Genomic DNA, 19900 nt, shown 5'->3' on the forward strand with positions numbered 1-19900 from the left:
GTGCAGGGCGGCAAGCTTTCAGCCACAAGCTGCAAGAAAGTTCGCAGTTTATCGCGTGTAGCTTGGCGCTTGCCGCTTTCAACTGCTCCCCCGGAGCTTTAGGCATGAGACTCGGAGCAATCGCCATGGCCGCCCGCAGGCGCGGTGGGGAGAATGGCCCGCCTCACTTTTCACTGCTTTTGCGAGGTTCCCCCATGTACACCGCCATCGGTTACGCCGCCCAGTCGGCCACCACTCCCCTCGCCCCGATGTCCTTTGAACGCCGCAGCCCACGCGCCGATGACGTGGCCATCGAGATTCTATACTGCGGCGTCTGCCACTCCGACATTCACCAGGCGCGCAACGAGTGGGGCATCGCCGTGTACCCACTGATGCCGGGCCACGAGATCGTCGGCAAAGTCACCGCCGTCGGCGCCAGCGTCACCGCCCATAAAGTCGGCGACCTGGTCGGCGTCGGCTGCATGGTCGATTCATGCCGCCACTGCGACGCCTGCAAAGCAGACCTTGAGCAATATTGCCTCGAAGGCCCGACCATGACCTACGCCACCCCGGACCGTGTGGATGGCAGCAACACCATGGGCGGCTATTCCGACAGCATCGTGGTCAGCGAACACTTCGTGGTGAAGATCCCGGCCAAGCTTGACCTGGCCAGCGCCGCGCCGATCCTGTGCGCCGGCATCACGACCTATTCGCCGCTCAAGCACTACGGTGTGAAGGCCGGCGACAAGGTGGGGATTCTCGGTATGGGTGGCCTGGGCCACATGGGCATCAAGTTCGCCAAGGCCATGGGCGCCGAAGTCACCTTGTTCACCCGCTCCGCGAGCAAGGCTGAAGAAGGCCGCCGCCAGGGCGCCGACCATGTGATCGTGTCCACCGACGCCGAGCAGATGAAAGCCGCTGCCGGGCACTTCGACTTCCTATTGGACACCATCCCGGTGCAGCACGACCTGAACCCCTACCTCGACGTGCTGCGCTTTGATGGCGTGCATATTCTGGTCGGTTTGATCGAGCCGGTGGACCCGCCGGTCAACGCCGCCAAACTGGTATTGGGCCGTAAAGTGCTGGCCGGCTCGCTGATCGGCGGGATTGCCGAAACCCAGGAAGTCCTGGATTTCTGTGCCGAGCATGGCATCACCTGCGACATCGAGATGCTCGACATCCGTCAGATCAACGAGGCCTATGCGCGCATGATCGCCGGTGATGTGAAGTATCGTTTTGTCATCGACATGGCGACCTTGAAGGCCTGATCAGGCCTTCGCGCCCAACTCCGCCGACAGCCGCGCTGCGACCTGCTTGATCACGGGTATCAGCTCGGCCATTTTCTCCAGCGGCATGTAGGGCACGGTACTGGCGATGCTGATGCCGGCGACGATTCGCCGGCTGGCATCGCGCACCGGTGCGGCGACGCAACGGATCGACGGTTCGTTGTCTTCCAGATCGAACGCATAACCACCCAGCACATACTCGTGCATGCGCTGCTCGAACTGCGCCCAGGACTGTTCCGGGTGCTGCGGCCATTGCAGGTTTTTCCCACCCGCCGGCAAGCTGGTTTCGTACAGGCGTTGCCACTCCTGAACCGAGTCATCCAACAGCATCGCCTTGCCCACGCCCGTGCGCGCCAACGGCATGCGATGGCCGACCCGTGAACGCATTTCCGGGCCGTTGCGGCCAGGGTTCTTGTGCAGGTACAGCACGTCGTCGTATTCGCGAATGGCCAAGTGGATGGTATCGCCGGTCAGTGCCGACAATTCATCCAGGTACGGCACCGCCAGCGTCACCAAGGGCAATTCTTCGCGGGCCTGGAACCCCAGCTCGATCAACTTCGGCCCCAGCAGATAACCGACTTGCGGCACCACGCGCAGGTAACGCTCTTCCACCAGGCAACTGGCCAGGCGGTGGGTGGTGCTGCGGGTGGTGCCGATGCGCTTGGCGATCTCTTTCAGATCCCGCGCACCGGCCGCTACCGCTTGCACCACGCCCAGGCCACGCAGCAGGGTCTGGGTGCCGGTGGGGGCGGCGTCTTTGACGGGGGTGTGAGGGGTTTCCTGCATATCGGGCCTATTGGGAAGTACGAAAACGGCGCCATTATGGCAAATGCTGCCCTTCGGAACAGAGGAGATCCATTGTGGGAGGGGCGGTGCGACGATTCGACTTGCTCCCTCCCACATTTGTCCCTCATAGGGCTTTTGATCAGCGTTGTTTCATGCGGTCGATGATTACCGCCAACAGCAGGATCGAACCACGGATCACATACTGATAAAACGTGTCGATGTTCTTCAGGTTCATCGCGTTCTCAATGATCGCCAGGATCAGCACCCCGGCAATCACATGCCGAATCATGCCGATACCGCCGCTCAGCGACACGCCGCCCAGCACGCACGCCGAGATCACCGTGAGCTCGAAACCCTGCCCAATCATCGGCTGGCCCGAGGTCATGCGCGACGCGAGAATCACCCCGGCCAACGCACCGATCAAGCCGTGCACGGCAAAGATGATGATCTTGGTGCGATCAACGTTGACCCCAGCGAGCAACGCGGCTTCCTGGTTACCGCCAATCGCCATGGTGTTGCGTCCGTAGGTGGTGTAGTTCAACAGCCAGCCAAAGAACACAAAGCACAACACGGTGATAATAATCGGCACCGGCACGCCCATCAGTTGGCCGTTGCCGAACACAAAGAAGCGTTCATCCATGACGCCAACCGCTTTGCCGTTGGAGAAGATATAGGCCAGGCCGCGTACGATCTGCATGGTCGCCAAGGTGGTGATCAACGCATTGACCCGCAGCTTGGCGATGACGATGCCGTTGATCAGCCCCACCACCAGGCCCATGGCCAACGCTGCCGATACGCCAAGCACCACGCTGTCGGTATCGCGAATCACAATCCCCGCCACCACGCCGGCACAGGCGATCACCGAACCCACCGACAAGTCGAAGTGCCCCGACGCCAGGCAGAACAGCATGGTGCACGCGGCGATACCCACAGTGGAAATCGCCAGGCCCAACCCGCGCATGTTCAGGGGTGAAAGGAAGTTGTCGATGAACAACGCGCTGAGCAAAAAGATACTCAGGGCAGCCAACAACATCACCCAGTCATCGAGAAACTTGCGCTGGTTGAACCCTGGCCAGAAGCTTTTTGCGGTTTTTACCTGAGACATGCCTACACCCTCTTATTCTTCAAGCCCGCGTACGCGGAAGTGCCAATTGCAGCAGCCGTGCTTCGTCCGCCTGGTCGCGGGTCACTTCACCGGTCAGGGCGCCTTCGCTCATCACCAGGATGCGGTCGGAAATGCCCATGACTTCCATCAGGTCGCTGGACACCACGATCACTGCGATGCCGTTGGCCGCCAGGTTGTGGATGATCTGGTAAATCTCCGACTTGGCGCCGATATCGATGCCTCGGGTTGGTTCGTCCAGCAGCAGCACCTTCATCGGCATCGACAGCCAGCGGCCGAGAATGGCCTTCTGCTGGTTGCCGCCGGAGAGGTACATGATTTTCTGGTCGGCGTTCGGCGTCTTGACTTTCATCGCCTTGATTTGATGCTCGGCGTTGCCCTTTTCCCAACCGTCGCGTAGCAGCCAGCCGAAGGTCGAATGGGCTCCCCGCGCACTGATGTTGATGTTCTCGGCCACACTGGAGAGCGGAATGATGCCTTCCTTCTTGCGGTCCTCCGGGCACAGCAAGACACCGGCGGCAATGGCGTCGCGAGGCGAGCGCAACTGCAACGGCTCGCCACAGAGTTCCAGGCTGCCGGCACTGGCGCGTTCCAGGCCGCTGAGCAGGCGGAACAACTCCGTGCGCCCTGCCCCGACCAACCCGAACAGGCCAAGAATTTCGCCTTTGCGCACTTCGAAACTCACCGGCTCACGCAGGCCAGGGCCGAGCAGACCGTCGACCTTGAGCGCCACCTCGCCCTGCTCGCGCGGGCGGTAGTCGTAGATGTCCTGAATGTCGCGACCGACCATGCAGGTCACCAACTGGTCGTGGGTCAGCGCGCTCATGTCCTCGAACGTGCGCACGTAGCGGCCGTCCTTGAACACCGTGACCGCATTGCAGATACGGAACACCTCCTCCATGCGGTGCGACACGTAGAGCACCACTTTGCCCTCGTCGCGCAAGCGCGTGATGATCGCCATCAAGCGATCGATCTCGCGCGCCGAGAGGCTGCTGGTGGGTTCGTCGAAGGCGATCACATGGGCGCCACGGGACAGCGCCTTGGCGATTTCCACCAATTGGCGCTGGCCCAGGGACAAGCGCCCGAGCTTCTCGTCCGGGTCGATTTCATCGGCCAGGCCCTTGAGGCAGGCCAGGGCCTGCTTACGCAGCAGGCCCCGGTTGACCACGCCAAAACGCGTCGGCAAATGCCCCAGGAACAGGTTCTCGGCCACGCTCATTTCCGGCACCAGGTGCAACTCCTGGTGGATCACCGCCACGCCACTGGCGATGCTGTCGGCGGCGCACTTGAAGGCCATGGTCTGCTCGCCGATCTGCAGCGTGCCGCTGCTGGGGATATAGGCACCGCCCAATATCTTCAGCAGCGTCGACTTGCCGGCGCCGTTTTCGCCCATCAAGGCGTGTACCTGCCCCGGGTGGGCGGTGAAACAGATGCCGTCGAGCGCCTTGACCCCGGGAAAGGTTTTGCCGATACCGTCAAACCGCAGGGCCGCAGCAGTCATTTCCACAGCCCGATCTTGGTCAGTTCTTCCTGGAAGTTGGCACGAGTGATCAGGGTCACTTCGTCCATGGCGGTATACTTGGCGGGCTCTTTACCGGCGGTGACCCACTCGTACATCGCCAGCGCGGTGTTGTAACCCTCGATGTGCGGGCTGGGCAGCATGGAGCCGAAGAAGCCGCTGTCGGCTTTCTTCAATTCGCCGATGGCGTCGGTGCCATTGATGCCGATGCCAATCACGTTGGCCGCTTTGAAGCCTGCGCTTTCGGTGGCGCGCACGCCGCCGAGCACGGTGTTGTCGTTCATGCCACCGATGATCAGGTTTTTTGCGCCGCTTGGGAGTTTGACCAGCGCCGAGTTGGTGGCGTCCATGCTGCCGGGGACGTCGAGGGTTTTCAGCGCGGCGGTGAGGATGTGATCCTTGGGAATGCCGGCCTCTTCCAGGGATTTGATCGAACCGTCGGTGCGTTTTTTACCGGTGTCGAGTTCGTTGAAGGTGTTGACTACCGCGTAGGTCTCCTTCCAGTCCCAACCGCGTTTTTTCGCTTCGGCGGCCATCGCGGCGCCCTGTTTCTGGCCCACTTCGAAAGCAGCCATGCCCAGGTACGGCACGTCTTCCATGAAATTACCCTTGGCATCGACGAAACGGTCGTCCACCGCCATGACTTTCATGTCGTTGAGCTTGGCCTTGGCCACAATGGCAGGGCCGAGGGACACGTCCGGCGGGCAGATCACAAAGCCCTTGGCGCCGTTGGCGGCCAGGCTGTCGATGGCCGAGAGGGTTTTCTCACCGTCGGGCACGGCGATCTTGATCACCGTAAAACCGTGTTCCTTGCCGGCTTTTTCGGCGAAGGCCCATTCGGTCTGGAACCACGGCTCTTCAGCCTGCTTGACCAAAAAGCCGATCTTCACTTCTTCAGCCGATACAACGCCACTGAACGCCATCGCCAGTGCCAGGGCACCGAGTGTCTTCTTGAACCTGTTTTTGCCAAGCATGGAGCACCTCTTCTTGTTATTGAGCGTTTCAAGGACTAGTCGTGGTACATCACAGACCGCCCGCCATCGATCATCAGGCAAGTGGCATTGATAAAAGGCGCTTCGTCGGTAGCCAGGAACAGCGCCGTCATCGCCACCTCGACCGGCTGGCCGATGCGCTTGGGCGGGTGCAAATCGAAGGCGCGCTGACGCTCGGCGTGGGGGTCGGGGAAGCCGTTCCAGTAATCGACGTTGAGCTGGGTTTCGATATAACCCGGCGCGATGGCATTGACGCGAATGCCCTTGGGCGCATATTCGATGCCCAAGGCGCGGGTCAGGCCGAGCAAGCCGTGCTTGGCCACCGGGTACGGGAAGCAACCGGGAATGATGTGACTGGAATGGGTGGAGGCGATGTTGATGATGTTGCCGATGCCCTGCTCGATCATGTGCGGCAGTACCGCGCGGCAGCCGAACCAGGCACCGTCGAGGTCGATGGCGAAGCAGCGGCGCCAGTCTTCGTCGGTCATTTCCAGGGGGTCGCGGAACACGTTGACGCCGGCGCAGTTGACCAGCACATCCACGCGACCAAAGCGCTCGATGGTCATATTCACCAACGCCCGCCACTGCTCGTTGGCGGTGATGTCGATGGCTTGCGCGTAAATCTCGGCGCCGCGTTCGCGCCAATGGGCGGCAACGCGCTCGACTTTTTCGCCCTGGATATCGGCGATGACCAGCCGCGCCTGCTGCGCCTGGAAACACGCGACGATCGCTTCGCCAATGCCTTGGGCGGCGCCGGTGATGATCACCACCTTGCCTTTGAGCCGCTCGCCGTAAGTGGGCTCGGGCACGGCAGGGAGTGACAACGGTTGTGCCTGCATCGCTTCACCTGTTTTATTTTTGGTAGTGAGTGCTGATGCCGTCGACTATAAACCCAGATTCAGAAATATCTCAATATATAAATTTGCATCCCATATTATGAACAAAACAATAAAAAAACCGACCTGTTCAAGGCCGGTTTTTTTGAAGGCGACGTGAATCAGCCCAAGGCAAAGTCGCGCAATGCATCACCTTCCATGCGGTAGCGCACCCACTCTTCCTGGGGCTGGGCGCCGATGGATTTGTAGAACGCAATCGCCGGTTCGTTCCAGTCCAGCACGCTCCACTCGAAACGCGCGCAACCGTTATCAAAGGCAATCCTCGCCAGGTGGCGCAGCAACTTCTTGCCGGCCCCGCCGCCGCGTTGTTCGGGGTTGATATACAGGTCTTCCAGGTACAGGCAGTTGCTGCCAAGCCACGTGGAGTAACTGAAGAAGAACACCGCGAAGCCAATCGGCAAGCCATCGCGCAAGCAGATCAGGCCATGGGCGGTTGCGCCTTCGCTGAACAGGCTGCGCTGAATGTCCACCACACTGGCGATCACTTCATGCCGGGCTTTCTCGTACTCGGCCAGTTCAGTGATGAACGTCAGGATCTGCGCAGCATCGCTGGGCACCGCAGGGCGAATCTCGATGGTCATGGGCAAGCCTTGGGCAATGTCGAAGTGCACATACTAAGGCGCTTTGATGACTGATTGCAGTGCAATTACTGACGCCGGCACACAAAAACTTACAGGTGAGGGCAAACCGTTCGTCGCCGTCAAGGCACGATCAATAATTGAAAACTGACCAATTAAGGGTAAGGACATTAATCCTATGGAGACGCACTCATGAAAAATGCCAAGTTTGCTGCCCTCGCCCTCACCGGCCTGCTGTCCGCCGCTTCGCTGAGCGCATTTGCCGCCGGCTCGACCACCGGCCCTACCGATCCGGTCGGTAGCCCGCCAAGCCCCGCTACTCAGGAATCCCAGGATTCGATGGGTACCGGTCTCGACACCAATGGTGGCGCGATCATCGATAACGGCGCCGACCCACGCACTCGTGGCCAGGACACCCAGCGCCAGGCGCCTGCTGCTGTCGGCAATGGCAAGATGGGCCCGGGCGTTAATCAGCCCGGCGTCAATAAGGGTGATGATTCCAACGTCCCTGGCGCACCGAAACAACCCGCGCCTTGAGCCTGCGTACGCAAGACCGACACCCGATCATTTTCCAGTGAAGAGGTATGCATGAACGTCGATAAAAACCTTGAAAAAGAAGTCCTCACCCGCCTGTTGCACGCCCACCCACAGGGCCTGGGCAAGGAGGTGCTGGACAACTACCGTGGCGAAAAGGAAGTGGCCGGTGTGTTGGCCGGCCTGCAGGACCGCGGTTTTATCAAGGATGGTCATGTGACCACCGACGACGCCGGCGAATATGCGTTGAACTTGCCGATCAAGCTGACCGCGTCGGGAGTGGATGAGGCGCGCAAGCTCGACGGTGAGCGCACTCAGTAATCCATTGATCTGGCCTGGCCCGATGATCAGGGCCAGAAGGAGTATTGCGATGCCTCGTGGAAGCAAAGCCAAATACACCCCTGAACAGAAGCGCAAAGCCGCTCATATCGAGGACAGCTACGAGCACAAGGGCGTCTCCAAGGACGAAGCCGAAGCCCGCGCCTGGGCCACCGTCAACAAGCAGTCCGGCGGTGGTGAAAAGGCCGGTGGGGGCCTGCGCAAGGCGCCGGCGAAGAAGGCCCAGGACCGACAGGACTCGGCCAAGCGAGCGGCGGCCAGCCGGGAGGGGCATCCGCGCAACAGCGGTGCTTCGCTGGGGACTCAGACCAAGGAAAGCCTGATGAAAGAAGCACGGGCCAAGGATATTCCCGGACGGTCGACGATGCGCAAGGATGAGCTGATCGCGGCGCTGAAAAAGGCCGGTTGAACACAGCTCAAAATGTGGGAGGGAACAAGCCCCCTCCCACATTTTTGTTCGTGTTTATTCAGCTAGCAATGCGTCAACTTCAGTGGTGCCGGGAGAGGTCGCCGGCCCCCAGCGCGTCACCGCCAACGCCGCCGCCGCGTTCGCTCGGCGTGCGGCCACAGCCGGCGCCAGACCGTTGGCCAATCCCGCAATAAACACCCCGGCATGCGCATCGCCTGCGCCATTGCTGTCCACGGCCTGCACCTTGAAACCCGGCACGCGCTCAACCTGCCCCACACGCCCCACCCAACAGCCATTCGGCCCATCGCGCACCACCAGCAGGGTGTCGGCGGGCAGGTGCCGGCTCAACGCGGGCAGCGCGGCGCTGATGTCCGACGCACCGGTAAACGCCAGCGCTTCCGGCCCATTGCTGGTCCAGATGTCGATACGCGGCAAGAGCCGGCGCATCAAGGTCGAATCCGCTGCCTTGACCAACGGTCCCGGATCGAACACCACCACGATTGCCCGTGGCAATGCCAACAGCCAGTCGAACAGCGGCTGCGCCTTACCCTCAAGGAGCAGGCTGTAGCCGCTGACATAGACGTAGTCATCAACCTGCGGCACGACCCGAGCCAGGTCCTCGGCGCTGAGTTCGCCCTCTGCCCCGAGGTGGGAAATAAAGGTGCGTTCGGTGCTGGCTTCGGTCAGCGATACACACACGCCAGTGTCCTTGTCACTGCTGGCCGCCAAAGCCATCTCAATCCCCTCGGCCTGCATCGCCGCGCGCGCCAGGTCGCCAAAACGAGCGTTGCCGTGGCGCCCCAGATACACCACCGGCAAACCGTTGCGCCGCGCCGCAGCCATCACATTGAAGCCACCGCCGGCCTCGAAGCTGGCCGATTTGGCGAGTACATCACCGCCGCTCGCGGGCAAGGTATCCAAGGCCATGACCAGGTCGACGATGACCTGGCCGGTGTGCAGCAATCTAGACATGGGCACTCTCGACCGACGCCCGGCGACGGTCAGTCGCGCCGCCCAGTACCGCATATATCCCGCCGGCAACCAGGAAGGTGACGATCCAGCCCAGGCCGTTATGGCCCAGCCAGGAGTCGGACAACGGTCCGGCGAACCAGATGTTCTCGGCCGTGGTGCCGATGGTGGTAAAGCAGAACCCCAGCACGATGGCCACGGCCCAGGCGCCGAATGCGCGCCACTCCACACCGCCGCGATACCAGTAGGCGCTGCTTGGGCTGACGTCCAGCAGGTCCTTGGCGCTGTAGTGGTGACGGTGGATCAGGTCGACCACGAAGATGCCGACCCACGCGGTAATCGGCACGGCCAGCAACGAAATAAAGGTGATGAACGGGCCGTAGAAACTGTCGGCGATCAGCATGAAGTAGATCGAACCGGCGAAGATCGCCACGATGTCGACAATCACCGCATGCACGCGCTTGACCTTCAAACCGAGGGTCAAGGTAGTGAGACCGGCGGAGTACACCGACAGGTTATTGGACAGCAGCAACCCGCCAAACGCGGTGATCAAGTACGGCACGGCCATCCAGGTGGGCAACATATCGCGGATCGCGATGATCGGGTCGGTGGCCGAGGCCAGGTCGTGGTTACCCACCGACAGCAGGCCGCCGAGGGTGATCAGCAACACCAGCGGAATGCCCGCACCGAACGCGGCGGATGCCACCAGGCGCACGGCCTTGACGCTGCGGTGCTGGTAGCGCGACATATCGGCGCCGGCATTGGCCCAACCGATACCGGTACCGGCGGCCATGGTGCCGATGCCGATGATCATCGCGCTCAGCGGGGCCGGTGTGGCGTTGAATACGGCGCTCCAGTCGATGGTGGCGCAGAGGAAACCGCCCACCAGGATATTCAACGCACCGAACACGTAGGTGGCCCACTTCTGGATCACCAGCAGCGTGGCATGACCCAGGCCGGAAACCGCCAGGGTCAGCAGCACGAAAATGCCGATAAAGATCAGCGTCAGCAGCGGTGCACTTTTCGCCTCTACCGCCGAACCGAACAGGATCGAACACAACGACAACAACACGAATGCGGCGGTGGTGGTGTTGACCGTCTCCCAGCCCAGGCGCGACATCAGCGACACCAGCGTGGGCCCGATATTGCCGCGGACGCCGAAGATCGCGCGGGACAAGGTCAGGCTCGGCGCACGGCCACGACGGCCGGCAATCGAGATGATGCCCACCACCGCAAAGGAACCGGCGGCGCCGAGGATCGCCACGATGATCGCCTGCCAGATCGCCAGGCCACGAAACGCCACCAGCGTCGCGCCCAGCGGCAAACCGAGGATGCTGATATTGGCGGCAAACCATACCCAGAACAGTTGCAGCGGATGGCCGTTGCACTCGCCTTCGGGGACTGGTTCGATGCCACGCGTTTCCAATTGGCCGGCGCTTTGGCCGGAAGAGGTGCTGCTCATGAAGATGCTCCCTGGTGCCTGTATTGTTGTGGTTGTGGCAGATACTTAAGGTGGATCGACTCTTGGTCTTCCTGACGCAACGAGTTCAGTGTGGCAGCGGCGCTTGGCGAATTTTGATCAGCCCCTGAACCAGCGGCTGCAAATCCAGGCCGTTGACCCGTTTGACCTGCTCGATCATCGCCTCGGGCCAGCACTGCATGCCCAGGCACGCCCCCAGCATCGCTCCCAGAATCGCAGCAATGGTGTCAGTGTCGCCGCCCAGGCTGGCGGCCAGGCACAGGGCTTCGAACGCGTTCATGTCTCCCACCGCCACTTGCTGGGCCAGGGCAAACGACACGACGACCGACTCCTGGGAGGCCACGGAGGTGCCGATCAACTCATACAACAAGTCGGCAAACAGGGCCTTGTCGCCGCTGCCGACGCTCAAGGTGCGCGCCCAACTGATACGCGTGGAAATACGCCCGCCGGCAACCCAATGGCCATGGCCTTGCGCCTGTTGGGCGATCTGGGTGCCGATGTTCAAGGCTTCGCCCAGGTCGGCACCGTTGATGCCGGCGGACACCACCGCCGCCACCGCCGCCGCGCTGGAGATGCCCAATGTGGTGTTGTGGGTGACCTGGCACGCCTGGATCACCGCCTGGATAAACTGCGCCGGCTCGCGCACATCCGCGGCGATCCCCACCGGCGTGATGCGCATGGCGGCGCCATTGGTGGTGCCGAAACGTCCGGATTCCTGCGGCGTATGCCCGGCAAGGACCATGTCGATTGCGCGCTTGGTCGAGGGCCCGAGCAAATCCTGGGAACCCTTGGCGCGCATCACCGCTTCCCAGTCGATCAAACGCTGAGCGAGTACGCCGGGTTCGATCTTGCCCTGGCCTTCCACCAGCAACTCACCGACCAGGATCGCCTGTTCGGTGTCGTCGGTAATGGAGCCCGCCGGCATGTTGGGTGCGATGGGCTGATCAGAGCCGGCGTCTTCCAAGGTGGTGATGCTGCCAAAGCGCTGTTGCACTTGCTCACGGCTCAGGGACTGGGTAGGCATGCCCAAAGCATCGCCCAGGGCCAAGCCGTAGAAGGCGCCGAGTGCGCGGGCTTGCGGGGTCATTTTGACGCTCCAAACTGCAGGTGCAGGCGAAAGTGCAGCGGGTCGAGCAAGCTCTCGACGTACTCCATGAAACGCTCGCGACGGTCGTAGGTGGTACGCGACGCCTTGAGAAACACGCTGCCCGTCGAGCGGCCGAGCAATTCGGCGTCTTCATCGTTCAGGGGTTCGGCACCGATCCATTGGTCACCCTCGGCGCCGATGAAACCGTAGGCGGCCAGGGTAATGGTCAGGGAGTCGTCGATGAGGCCCAACCGGGGCAGGCTTTCCAGCCCACCGCAGGCGGGCATCAACGAGCGCTCCAGGGACACGGCGGTACCGTCAGTGGTGCGCCGGCGGCGGTCGAGGGCGATGAACTGGTCGCTGCCGAAGCGGCTGAACAGGTCCGGCCGGGTCACCGCTTCCAGGCGCAGGATATCGGTGGTCACCCGTGCACCGGTGTCAGCCAGGGCCTGGGCCCAACCGCTGTTTTGATCCAGCACCATGCCGTCAAAAGTGACGATGGAGCCGACACCGCTCTGCGTCGCAATGTAATTGCGCCGTTTGAGTTCGGCCAGGGCCTCACGCAGCGTGCCGCGACTGACCGCAAACTCCTCGGCCAATTGATGCTCACCGGGCAGCAGGAAACCGTCGACCATCACCCCACCTTCGATACGGCGGATGAGCTCGTCGACGACGCGTTTTTTCTTATCAAATCGAACATGTCTAATCATGTACAAATTGATAACCGAAAGCCGCGAGTCAGGGCAAGCGAATTATTTCAGTGTGATGAAAACCCGGCCTCAGGGCTCCAGGCCAATGCGCAAGAACTCGCCACCGCTCCATACGCCAAGCCAGTTCTGGCCGTTGATCGGACGGCTTACCGCCAGCTCCACCAACTGATAAAACACGTTGCGATGCACCAGGGCTTCAAGGTTGGCGCGCACATGCAGGTAGGGTGACGGTTCCTGGGTGACAGGGTCGATCACCACCCGCAGCGGGTGTTCGAGGCCTGCTTCGATCTGCTCGTCAACGTTGCTGGTAAAGCGCAGCACCTGGCTTTCGCCCTGCCCTTCAACCTCAAGGGTTACCGCGACGAAGGGCGCATCATCGACGCTGATGCCGACTTTTTCTACGGGAGTGACCAAAAAGTAATCATCGCCATCGCGACGAATGATATTGGAAAACAACTTGACCATCGGCTTACGCCCGATGGGCGTGCCCTGATAGAACCAGGTGCCGTCACGGGCGATGCGCATGTCGATGTGACCGCAGAAATCCGGGTTCCACAGGTGCACCGGTGCCGGCCCCTTGCCTTTGGGCAGTTGGGCCAGCAGATCGTTGGCCTTGGCGGAATCGGTCATGGGGTTCTCCCTTTTTTACGTGCAGGACCTACTGATCACTCATACCGAGCAGGCCTCGAGCGTACTGGGCCAGCGGGCGGGCGATCAGGTCCTCGGGCTTGTTATCATGGAACGTCAGTAAACCGCCACGACTGCGAATGCGTGCAGTATCGATCAAATATTGGGTGCTGGTCTCGATCAACATGATCTGGATAACGCCGTTGTCCAGGCCGACACGGTCCAAGGCCTCTTGGTCCGCCCATTCATCGGCGTTGCCGATACGGTCATCCGCCTTGGCGAAGCGGCAGTACAACAAGTAATGCGCACCCGCCGCACGGGCTTCGGCCATGGCCTGCTCCAGCCCTTCGGGGTGGCGGGCGCGGCGCACCATGGGGAAGTATTCGACAAAACCGTTGAAGGCTTCCTCGGCCACTACGTTCGGGCGCGGGTAGGCGCTGCCCGGCGGCACGAACGAGCCCTGGGCGATAAACACAAAGGAGTCCGGCTGTATACGAACCGAGGCGGTACGACGGGTATCGCTATGGTCGAGCAACCCGGCGTCACTCATCTGATAGCGGGTGCCTTCGGCCATATCGCTGACGGTCATGCAACCACTGAGCACCAACGACGCCAGCAACAAAACCAGACTACGCATCCTAATCCTCCAGAAGCCGGTGACGGAAAACCGGCGAATGGGCGTGAGATGCAGAAACCGCGCCATTTGGAAACAACGCATAACTAAATGTGGGAGCTAGCCCCTCCCACATTCAATTACGTGAAATTTCTGGGATAGGGTCAGCCGCCAATGATCTTCATGATGGTGGCCCCACCCGAGAACGCCACTTCCTGCTTGTCGCCCAAAGCCTTCATCAGCAGCCCCTGCAGCGCCGGCAGCGCTTGATGACGCGGCTTGTCCAGCAGGTCGCCGACATAATGACGATTGCTCGACGACAAACAACCATGCAGCCAGCCCGTGGACGACAACCGCAACCGCGAACAGGTCCGGCAGAACGGCACGCTCTCATTGGCGATCACGCCAAAGAAACCTTTGCCCGGCACCTCATAGCGCACCGCCGTGGCATCCACGGGAGCGTTGGCTTGCAGGTATTCGTGGTGTTCGCCGATCAAGCCGAGCAGTTGTTGCAGGCTGACGAATTGCTGCACAAACGCATTGGAATCCTTGGCCAGGTGGCCCATGCGCATCAACTCGATAAACCGCAGCTCGTAGCCCCGCTCCAGGCAGTAGTCGAGCAGCGGCATCACCTGGTCCAGGTTCTGGCCGCGCAACGGCACCATATTGACCTTGATCTTGATTCCGGCGGCGCGAGCCTGGTCCATGCCATCGAGCACGGTAGCCAGGTCGCCGCCCCGGGCGATACTGCGGAAGGCATCGGCATCGAGGGTGTCGAGGGACACGTTGATGCGCTTGATCCCGGCCTCCACCAGCAACGGCAGTTTGCGGGCGAGCAGTTGGCCATTGGTGGTCAGGCTGATATCACTGAGGCCCATTTGCCCCACGGCGCCCATGAAGGCTTCCAGCTTGGGGCTCACCAGCGGCTCACCGCCAGTGATGCGCAAGCGGTCGATGCCCGCCGCTTCGATCAGATACGCCACGCCACGGGCCATGGCCTCGGCCGAGAGTTCGTCCTGGGCAGCCACCAGCCGCTTGCCGTTGGGCACGCAGTAGGTACACGCGTAATTGCAGGCTGAGGTCAGGCTGATCCGCAAATTGCGAAAACGCCTGCCTTGACGATCAACGATCATGGATCACTCCGGCAGAGGATAATTCGGGCGCACTAAAAGCTGACTTATAAATCAGCTTTTAGCAAGGTCCTTGCCTGAGTATATTCCTGGGGTACTGCGCCTGGCAGCAAATCATTACGGGGCAGGCGTATCGATCGATGCCGTCTCGACCAGTGCCGGCTCGGTGCTGTGCTTGCGCTTGTTGCCCATGCGTACGCCGATGTCCATCAGGAACTGGAAGAAGCCTTCCTGATCTTCCAGCACATTGCTCCAGAACGGCGAGTGGTACAGCGCCACGGCGCCATGCACCAGGGCCCAGGCGGCGCAATAGTGGAAATACGGCGGCACGTCTTCAAGCTTGCCTTCACTGATACGGCCTTTGATCAGCAGGGTCAGGCGTTCGAAGTTCGAGGCACGGATCTTGTGCAGTTCCTCGACCATTTCCGGCACTTGATGGCCCTTGACCACTTTTTCTTCGAGGCGGTCAAACAGACGGTAGCGCTGCGGGTCGCGCATGCGGAACTCGAAGTAGGCGCGGGACAGCGCTTCCTTGTCCTTGTCGACATCGGCCGAATGCAGCAGCTCGTTCAAGTCGCGCTCATAGTCGAGCATCAGCCGCAGGTAGATCTCGGCCTTGGATTTGAAATGCTTGTAGATGGTGCCTTTGCCGATACCCACGGCATCCGCGATCATCTCGACGGTGACGCTGTCTTCGCCTTGTTCGAGGAACAACTTGAGCGCGGTGTCGAGAATTTCCTGCTCACGGCGGCGAAACTCACGGACCTTACGGGGTTCTTTGTGCATGAGGAAGAGGTCTGCAAAGGTCGGGAAAGGGAGGGTTGCGCACGACCACGAATACATGGCGATACGATTTACCCAGTGCGAGGGATTATCCCGACTGAACGGTCGTTGGGCAACGCCTATGTGAACCGGCCATGCACTTTACTTTCAGCACGCCAACGTTTTCATGACTCTCAGTCAGAAATAATACGCAACATCTGCCGCCGTACGCCCGTCCAATGAGAACTCAAGCAAAGCGCCTGTATTCCAAATCTGTTTAAAAAACGATCAGTCGCGACTGGACTGAATGAGAACATGATCAATACTTCAACTGTCGGCGCGACATCTCCCCCAAGTGAAGCGTCGACCTGGGTACCGACGGACTGCGTGCCCTTGTTTTACTCCTAATGGTCTTAACCCGGATTCCCCCCCCAGAAGCCGGGTTTTTTTTGCCTGCGGCTTGACCTGCTACGCACTGACATGAGCCAGTGGGAACAGACGCTTGAAGTTCTCGGTGGTCTGCTCGGCGAAACGCTCATAGGACTCACCCCGCAGCATCGCCAGGTAGTCCGCCACGTCGCGCACGTACTCAGGAAGGTTCGGCTTGCCGCGATGCGGGATCGGCGCCAGGTACGGCGAGTCGGTTTCCACCAGCAGACGATCGGCCGGCACCTGGCGCGCCACATCGCGCAGGGCGTCGGCATTGCGAAAGGTCACGATGCCCGACAACGAGATGTAGAAACCCAGGTCGAGGGCGGCCTTGGCCATGTCCCAGTCTTCGGTGAAGCAGTGCAGCACGCCGGCCTGGGGCAACGCGGCTTCGCGCAGCAGGGCCAGGGTATCGGCACGCGCGCCACGGGTGTGGACGATCACCGGCTTGCCGGTCTGCCGGGCGGCTTGCAGGTGCAGACGGAAGGACGCCTGCTGCAGCTCGGCGGCTTCGGGCTCGTAGTGGTAATCCAGGCCAGTCTCGCCAATGGCCACCACGCGCGGGTGGTTGAGTTCACCCAGCAGCCAATCGAGGGCGGGGGCTTCACCGGGCTTGAGGTCCAGCGGGTGGATACCCACCGAGCAATCCACGTCGGCATAGCGATCAGCCAGGGCTTTGACGTCGGCGGCGTTTTCAGCGCTGACGCCGATGCACAGGAAGTGCCCTACCCCGCGTTGGCGCGCCGCTTCCAGCGCAGCGTCGAGTGAGCCGTCGTGCCGGGCAAGGTCGAGGCGATCGAGGTGGCAATGGGAATCTACGAGCATAGGCAATTACAACTTGAGTCATTCAAAGAGAGTTGACCAACGATAAACCCGTCAGCCACCGAAATTAACGTCGGCCGAGCAAGCCCACCCACTGCACCAGCAGCGCTTCGAGCAACAGCACGCGGTTGAGGTTGGCTTTGCCGAGCACTTTCTGGCGTTGGGCGAGAATCCAGTCCTGGATAGCCAGCACCTTGTCCTGTGCACTCTTCTGCGCGAGATACTGCACCACCTTGCGCATATCCGGCAGGCCAAGGCCGCTTTCATCCTGAGTCAACTGGTAGCGCAGGATCAGGCTCGACCAGTCGCAGAACCAGTCGAACAGCAGCAACAGTGGAATATCTTTCCAGGCGCTCTCGGCCAGTTGTGTCGCGGAGAGTTCCTGCTTGAGCAGTTTTTTAACGCCGTCCACCACCAGCGCCCGCTGCTCACGCACGCCTTGACCGTGCAGTTTTACCGCAGCCAGCGGCGAGCCGGCCGCCAGAGTCAGCAACTCGATGCGCTCTTGCTCGGAGCATTCGGGCAACGCCTGCCCCAGCCACTGCAGGCTCATGGCCTCGCTTGGCAAGGGGCATGCCTGCTGCACGCAACGGCTGCGAATGGTAGGCAACAGGCGGCTGGACTGGTGGCTCACCAGCAACAGCACAGTATCGCCCGACGGTTCTTCCAGGCTTTTGAGCAAAGCGTTGGCGGCATTGATATTCATCGCCTCCACGGGCTCGATCAGCACCACCTTGCGCCCGCCCATCTGCGCGGTCTGCACCACGAAACTGACGAGGTCGCGCACCTGGTCGACCTTGATCGCCTTGTCGGCTTCCTCGGGCTCCAGCAGGTAGTTGTCCGGGTGGCTGCCGGCCTTGAGCAGCAGGCACGATTTGCACTCGCCACAGGCATGCAGATTGACCGGACGCAGGCACAGCAAGCTGGCCATCAGGCGCTCGGCGAGGGCGCGCTTACCGATACCGATCGGCCCGTGCAACAAGTAGGCGTGGGCGTGTTGGGCACGGCCGGCCAGCTGCTGCCAGAGGCTGTCCTGCCACGGGTAGGCTTCAGCCACGGGCGCGCTCCAGCAACAAGGGCAGCAGCGCATCGATGGCTTGTTGTACCTGGGCCAATGGTTGGGCGGCGTCCAGCAGGTGATAGCGCGCAGGCTCAGCCTTGGCACGCGCGAGGAACGCGCTGCGCACCAGGTCAAAAAACGCCTGGCCTTCGAGTTCGAAACGATCGAGGCGGCCCCGCGCGCTGGCACGGGCCATGCCCACTTCCACCGGCAGATCGAACAACAGGGTCAGGTCCGGGCGCAAATCGCCCTGCACGAAGCTTTCCAGGGTAGCGATACGTGTCAGGCACAAACCGCGGCCACCGCCCTGGTAGGCGTAGGTGGAATCGGTGAAACGGTCGCAAATCACCACGGCCCCTCGGGCCAGGGCGGGGCGAATCACCTCGGACAAGTGCTGCGCACGGGCGGCAAACACCAGCAGCAACTCGGTGTCCGGGTTCATCTGTTCTTCGCCTGGAGCCAGCAGCACTTCACGGATGCGCTCGGCCAGCGGCGTACCGCCAGGCTCCCGGGTCAACACCACTTCGATACCTTCGCTGCGCAAGCGCTCGGCCAGGTAATCGCGGTTGGTGCTTTTGCCGGCGCCTTCCGGGCCTTCCAGGGTAATAAACAAGCCAGTCACAGGCGGTCCTTAGTCAGAGTCATTGCGGGCTTTGCGGCGCGGCGGTGTCCGGCGCGGGCTCGGCGGGTGCATCAGCGGGCGGCATCACGTCTTCGGCAGGTTTTGCCACGGATGCGGGTGCCGGACTGGAGCGGTAATCGGCGCGGCGTTTGAGCTGAAACTCACGCACGGCGGCATTATGCGCATCCAGGTCATCGGAGAAAATATGGCTGCCGTCGCCCCGTGCCACGAAATACAGGCTGCTGCCCGGCACCGGGTTGAGCGCGGCATGGATTGCCTCGCGACCAACCATGGCGATCGGCGTCGGCGGCAGGCCGGCCACCATATAGGTGTTGTAGGGGTTGGCTTCCTTGAGGTGAGCGCGGGTCAACTTGCCGTTGTAGCGCTCACCCAGGCCGTAGATCACCGTCGGATCGGTTTGCAGCAACATGCCGACCTTCAACCGGCGCACGAAAACACCGGCGATCTGCCCGCGCTCCTCAGGTACGCCGGTTTCCTTCTCGACCAGGGAAGCCATGATCAGCGCCTGATAAGGGTCGGTATAGGGCGCATCGGCGGCGCGCTTGCTCCACTCCTGGGCGAGGACGTCATCCAGGCGGTTGTAGGCTTTTTTCAGTAATTCGACATCGGTCATGCCACGCACGAAGCGGTAGGTATCGGGGAAGAACCGCCCTTCGGGGAACACGCCAGGATGGCCGAGTTTGTCCATCACTTCGCTGTCGCTCAGCCCCGAGAGGCTCTGCACGATTTTTTTATGCTTGGCCAGGCTCGCGCGCACTTGGCGGAAATTCCAGCCTTCCACCAGGGTCAGGCTGTATTGCACCACTTCGCCACGCTGCCACAGGCCGATCAGGCCTTGGGCGGTCATGCCGGGCGTCATGCGGTATTCGCCGCTGTGCAGCGGCTGCCCGTCGAGGTTGAAACGCCAATACAGACGCAACCAGAAGGCGCCGTCGAGCACGCCGTCGGTTTCCAGGCGATTGAAGGTGCCAGTGGGGGTGGCCCCTGCCGGTACATCGAGCAATTGCTCCTGGGTCAGATGCAACGGCTGCTTCAAGGCCGCGTCGTATTTCCAGGCAGCAAAGCCCAACAGCAGCGCCGCCGAGAACAGACCGACCAGCAGCAGTACAACCAGTTTTCGTATCAAC

Annotated in this window: 22 protein-coding genes; 4 read left to right on the forward strand and 18 right to left on the reverse strand. The window is 61.5% G+C overall.

Annotation, left to right across the window (positions count from 1 at the left end):
* Positions 1-194: 194 nt before the first annotated feature.
* Positions 195-1247 (forward strand): NAD(P)-dependent alcohol dehydrogenase, encoded by a 1053-nt coding sequence (locus tag PSH66_RS22255; RefSeq protein WP_305427669.1) that lies wholly within the window; start codon positions 195-197, stop codon positions 1245-1247.
* On the opposite strand, the gene PSH66_RS22260 is transcribed toward PSH66_RS22255, so the two are convergent.
* The 6 genes from PSH66_RS22260 to PSH66_RS22285 form a co-directional block, all read right to left on the reverse strand.
* Positions 1248-2051 (reverse strand): IclR family transcriptional regulator, encoded by an 804-nt coding sequence (locus PSH66_RS22260; protein WP_042945151.1) that lies wholly within the window; start codon positions 2049-2051, stop codon positions 1248-1250.
* A 139-nt stretch (positions 2052-2190) separates the two neighbouring features.
* Complete coding sequence (gene araH, locus PSH66_RS22265; RefSeq protein WP_305427670.1) at positions 2191-3156, reverse strand: L-arabinose ABC transporter permease AraH; 966 nt, start codon at positions 3154-3156, stop codon at positions 2191-2193.
* A gap of 19 nt (positions 3157-3175) precedes the next feature.
* The gene (gene araG, locus PSH66_RS22270; protein WP_305427671.1) at positions 3176-4675 is read right to left on the reverse strand and encodes an L-arabinose ABC transporter ATP-binding protein AraG; all 1500 of its coding nucleotides are present in this window, start codon (positions 4673-4675) and stop codon (positions 3176-3178) included.
* Positions 4672-5616 carry a substrate-binding domain-containing protein gene (locus tag PSH66_RS22275; RefSeq protein ID WP_370694861.1) on the reverse strand — a complete coding sequence of 315 codons (945 nt, stop codon included), beginning with the start codon at positions 5614-5616 and terminating at the stop codon, positions 4672-4674. The genes araG and PSH66_RS22275 overlap by 4 nt, the downstream gene beginning before the upstream one ends.
* Before the next feature lie 86 nt (positions 5617-5702).
* Positions 5703-6524 (reverse strand): SDR family oxidoreductase, encoded by an 822-nt coding sequence (locus tag PSH66_RS22280; RefSeq protein WP_003175588.1) that lies wholly within the window; start codon positions 6522-6524, stop codon positions 5703-5705.
* A 158-nt stretch (positions 6525-6682) separates the two neighbouring features.
* Positions 6683-7162 carry a GNAT family N-acetyltransferase gene (locus PSH66_RS22285; RefSeq protein WP_042945927.1) on the reverse strand — a complete coding sequence of 160 codons (480 nt, stop codon included), beginning with the start codon at positions 7160-7162 and terminating at the stop codon, positions 6683-6685.
* A 189-nt stretch (positions 7163-7351) separates the two neighbouring features.
* On the opposite strand from PSH66_RS22285, the gene PSH66_RS22290 reads away from it, so the two are divergent.
* Genes PSH66_RS22290 through PSH66_RS22300 form a run of 3 tightly spaced genes read left to right on the forward strand, consistent with a single transcriptional unit; the run spans position 7352 to position 8441 of the window.
* The gene (locus PSH66_RS22290) at positions 7352-7696 is read left to right on the forward strand and encodes a hypothetical protein (protein WP_078734326.1); all 345 of its coding nucleotides are present in this window, start codon (positions 7352-7354) and stop codon (positions 7694-7696) included.
* A 51-nt stretch (positions 7697-7747) separates the two neighbouring features.
* Positions 7748-8014 (forward strand): hypothetical protein, encoded by a 267-nt coding sequence (locus tag PSH66_RS22295; protein ID WP_003175591.1) that lies wholly within the window; start codon positions 7748-7750, stop codon positions 8012-8014.
* Between the two features lie 49 nt (positions 8015-8063).
* A complete protein-coding gene (locus PSH66_RS22300) occupies positions 8064-8441 on the forward strand; it encodes a Rho termination factor N-terminal domain-containing protein (protein WP_305427673.1) in 378 nt (125 codons plus the stop codon).
* Between the two features lie 54 nt (positions 8442-8495).
* Here the strand turns inward: PSH66_RS22300 and PSH66_RS22305 are convergent, their stop codons facing one another.
* From PSH66_RS22305 to mltG, 12 genes are all read right to left on the reverse strand, one after another.
* Positions 8496-9413: a PfkB family carbohydrate kinase gene (locus PSH66_RS22305; protein WP_305427674.1), complete on the reverse strand. Its 918-nt coding sequence runs from the start codon at positions 9411-9413 to the stop codon at positions 8496-8498.
* Positions 9406-10872, reverse strand: coding sequence for a cytosine permease (locus tag PSH66_RS22310; RefSeq protein WP_305427675.1), 1467 nt, complete (start codon positions 10870-10872; stop codon positions 9406-9408). The genes PSH66_RS22305 and PSH66_RS22310 overlap by 8 nt, the downstream gene beginning before the upstream one ends.
* A gap of 85 nt (positions 10873-10957) precedes the next feature.
* Positions 10958-11977: an ADP-ribosylglycohydrolase family protein gene (locus PSH66_RS22315; protein ID WP_305427676.1), complete on the reverse strand. Its 1020-nt coding sequence runs from the start codon at positions 11975-11977 to the stop codon at positions 10958-10960.
* Positions 11974-12687 (reverse strand): GntR family transcriptional regulator, encoded by a 714-nt coding sequence (locus tag PSH66_RS22320; protein WP_078825755.1) that lies wholly within the window; start codon positions 12685-12687, stop codon positions 11974-11976. Before PSH66_RS22320 ends, PSH66_RS22315 begins: the two co-directional genes overlap by 4 nt.
* 69 nt (positions 12688-12756) lie before the next feature.
* Complete coding sequence (locus PSH66_RS22325) at positions 12757-13317, reverse strand: DUF1285 domain-containing protein (protein WP_003175597.1); 561 nt, start codon at positions 13315-13317, stop codon at positions 12757-12759.
* A 28-nt stretch (positions 13318-13345) separates the two neighbouring features.
* Positions 13346-13951: a DUF4823 domain-containing protein gene (locus PSH66_RS22330; protein WP_003175598.1), complete on the reverse strand. Its 606-nt coding sequence runs from the start codon at positions 13949-13951 to the stop codon at positions 13346-13348.
* A gap of 140 nt (positions 13952-14091) precedes the next feature.
* On the reverse strand, positions 14092-15060 hold the full coding sequence (locus PSH66_RS22335; RefSeq protein ID WP_003175599.1) for a GTP 3',8-cyclase MoaA: 969 nt from the start codon (positions 15058-15060) through the stop codon (positions 14092-14094).
* A 114-nt stretch (positions 15061-15174) separates the two neighbouring features.
* Positions 15175-15843, reverse strand: a complete 669-nt coding sequence (locus tag PSH66_RS22340) for a TetR/AcrR family transcriptional regulator (protein WP_003175600.1) — start codon at positions 15841-15843, stop codon at positions 15175-15177.
* Positions 15844-16287: 444 nt separating this feature from the next.
* Entirely contained in the window at positions 16288-17073 is a 786-nt protein-coding gene (locus tag PSH66_RS22345) for a TatD family hydrolase (RefSeq protein WP_003175601.1), read from the reverse strand.
* 64 nt (positions 17074-17137) lie between these two features.
* Entirely contained in the window at positions 17138-18127 is a 990-nt protein-coding gene (locus PSH66_RS22350) for a DNA polymerase III subunit delta' (protein WP_305427677.1), read from the reverse strand.
* Complete coding sequence (gene tmk, locus PSH66_RS22355) at positions 18120-18752, reverse strand: dTMP kinase (RefSeq protein ID WP_305427678.1); 633 nt, start codon at positions 18750-18752, stop codon at positions 18120-18122. Before tmk ends, PSH66_RS22350 begins: the two co-directional genes overlap by 8 nt.
* A gap of 19 nt (positions 18753-18771) precedes the next feature.
* Positions 18772-19899: an endolytic transglycosylase MltG gene (mltG, locus tag PSH66_RS22360; protein WP_305427679.1), complete on the reverse strand. Its 1128-nt coding sequence runs from the start codon at positions 19897-19899 to the stop codon at positions 18772-18774.
* Between the last annotated feature and the right edge of the window lies 1 nt (position 19900).

The organism is Pseudomonas sp. FP597, from assembly GCF_030687435.1.
Lineage (GTDB): Bacteria > Pseudomonadota > Gammaproteobacteria > Pseudomonadales > Pseudomonadaceae > Aquipseudomonas > Aquipseudomonas lactucae.

Coding starts and splice junctions, on each gene's coding strand:
- PSH66_RS22255 (WP_305427669.1), top strand. CDS start 195: ATGTACACCGCCATCGGTTACGCCGCCCAGTCGGCCACCACTCCCCTC.
- PSH66_RS22260 (WP_042945151.1), bottom strand. CDS start 2,051: ATGCAGGAAACCCCTCACACCCCCGTCAAAGACGCCGCCCCCACCGGC.
- araH (WP_305427670.1), bottom strand. CDS start 3,156: ATGTCTCAGGTAAAAACCGCAAAAAGCTTCTGGCCAGGGTTCAACCAG.
- araG (WP_305427671.1), bottom strand. CDS start 4,675: ATGACTGCTGCGGCCCTGCGGTTTGACGGTATCGGCAAAACCTTTCCC.
- PSH66_RS22275 (WP_370694861.1), bottom strand. CDS start 5,616: ATGGCGTTCAGTGGCGTTGTATCGGCTGAAGAAGTGAAGATCGGCTTT.
- PSH66_RS22280 (WP_003175588.1), bottom strand. CDS start 6,524: ATGCAGGCACAACCGTTGTCACTCCCTGCCGTGCCCGAGCCCACTTAC.
- PSH66_RS22285 (WP_042945927.1), bottom strand. CDS start 7,162: ATGACCATCGAGATTCGCCCTGCGGTGCCCAGCGATGCTGCGCAGATC.
- PSH66_RS22290 (WP_078734326.1), top strand. CDS start 7,352: ATGAAAAATGCCAAGTTTGCTGCCCTCGCCCTCACCGGCCTGCTGTCC.
- PSH66_RS22295 (WP_003175591.1), top strand. CDS start 7,748: ATGAACGTCGATAAAAACCTTGAAAAAGAAGTCCTCACCCGCCTGTTG.
- PSH66_RS22300 (WP_305427673.1), top strand. CDS start 8,064: ATGCCTCGTGGAAGCAAAGCCAAATACACCCCTGAACAGAAGCGCAAA.
- PSH66_RS22305 (WP_305427674.1), bottom strand. CDS start 9,413: ATGTCTAGATTGCTGCACACCGGCCAGGTCATCGTCGACCTGGTCATG.
- PSH66_RS22310 (WP_305427675.1), bottom strand. CDS start 10,872: ATGAGCAGCACCTCTTCCGGCCAAAGCGCCGGCCAATTGGAAACGCGT.
- PSH66_RS22315 (WP_305427676.1), bottom strand. CDS start 11,977: ATGACCCCGCAAGCCCGCGCACTCGGCGCCTTCTACGGCTTGGCCCTG.
- PSH66_RS22320 (WP_078825755.1), bottom strand. CDS start 12,687: ATGATTAGACATGTTCGATTTGATAAGAAAAAACGCGTCGTCGACGAG.
- PSH66_RS22325 (WP_003175597.1), bottom strand. CDS start 13,317: ATGACCGATTCCGCCAAGGCCAACGATCTGCTGGCCCAACTGCCCAAA.
- PSH66_RS22330 (WP_003175598.1), bottom strand. CDS start 13,951: ATGCGTAGTCTGGTTTTGTTGCTGGCGTCGTTGGTGCTCAGTGGTTGC.
- PSH66_RS22335 (WP_003175599.1), bottom strand. CDS start 15,060: ATGATCGTTGATCGTCAAGGCAGGCGTTTTCGCAATTTGCGGATCAGC.
- PSH66_RS22340 (WP_003175600.1), bottom strand. CDS start 15,843: ATGCACAAAGAACCCCGTAAGGTCCGTGAGTTTCGCCGCCGTGAGCAG.
- PSH66_RS22345 (WP_003175601.1), bottom strand. CDS start 17,073: ATGCTCGTAGATTCCCATTGCCACCTCGATCGCCTCGACCTTGCCCGG.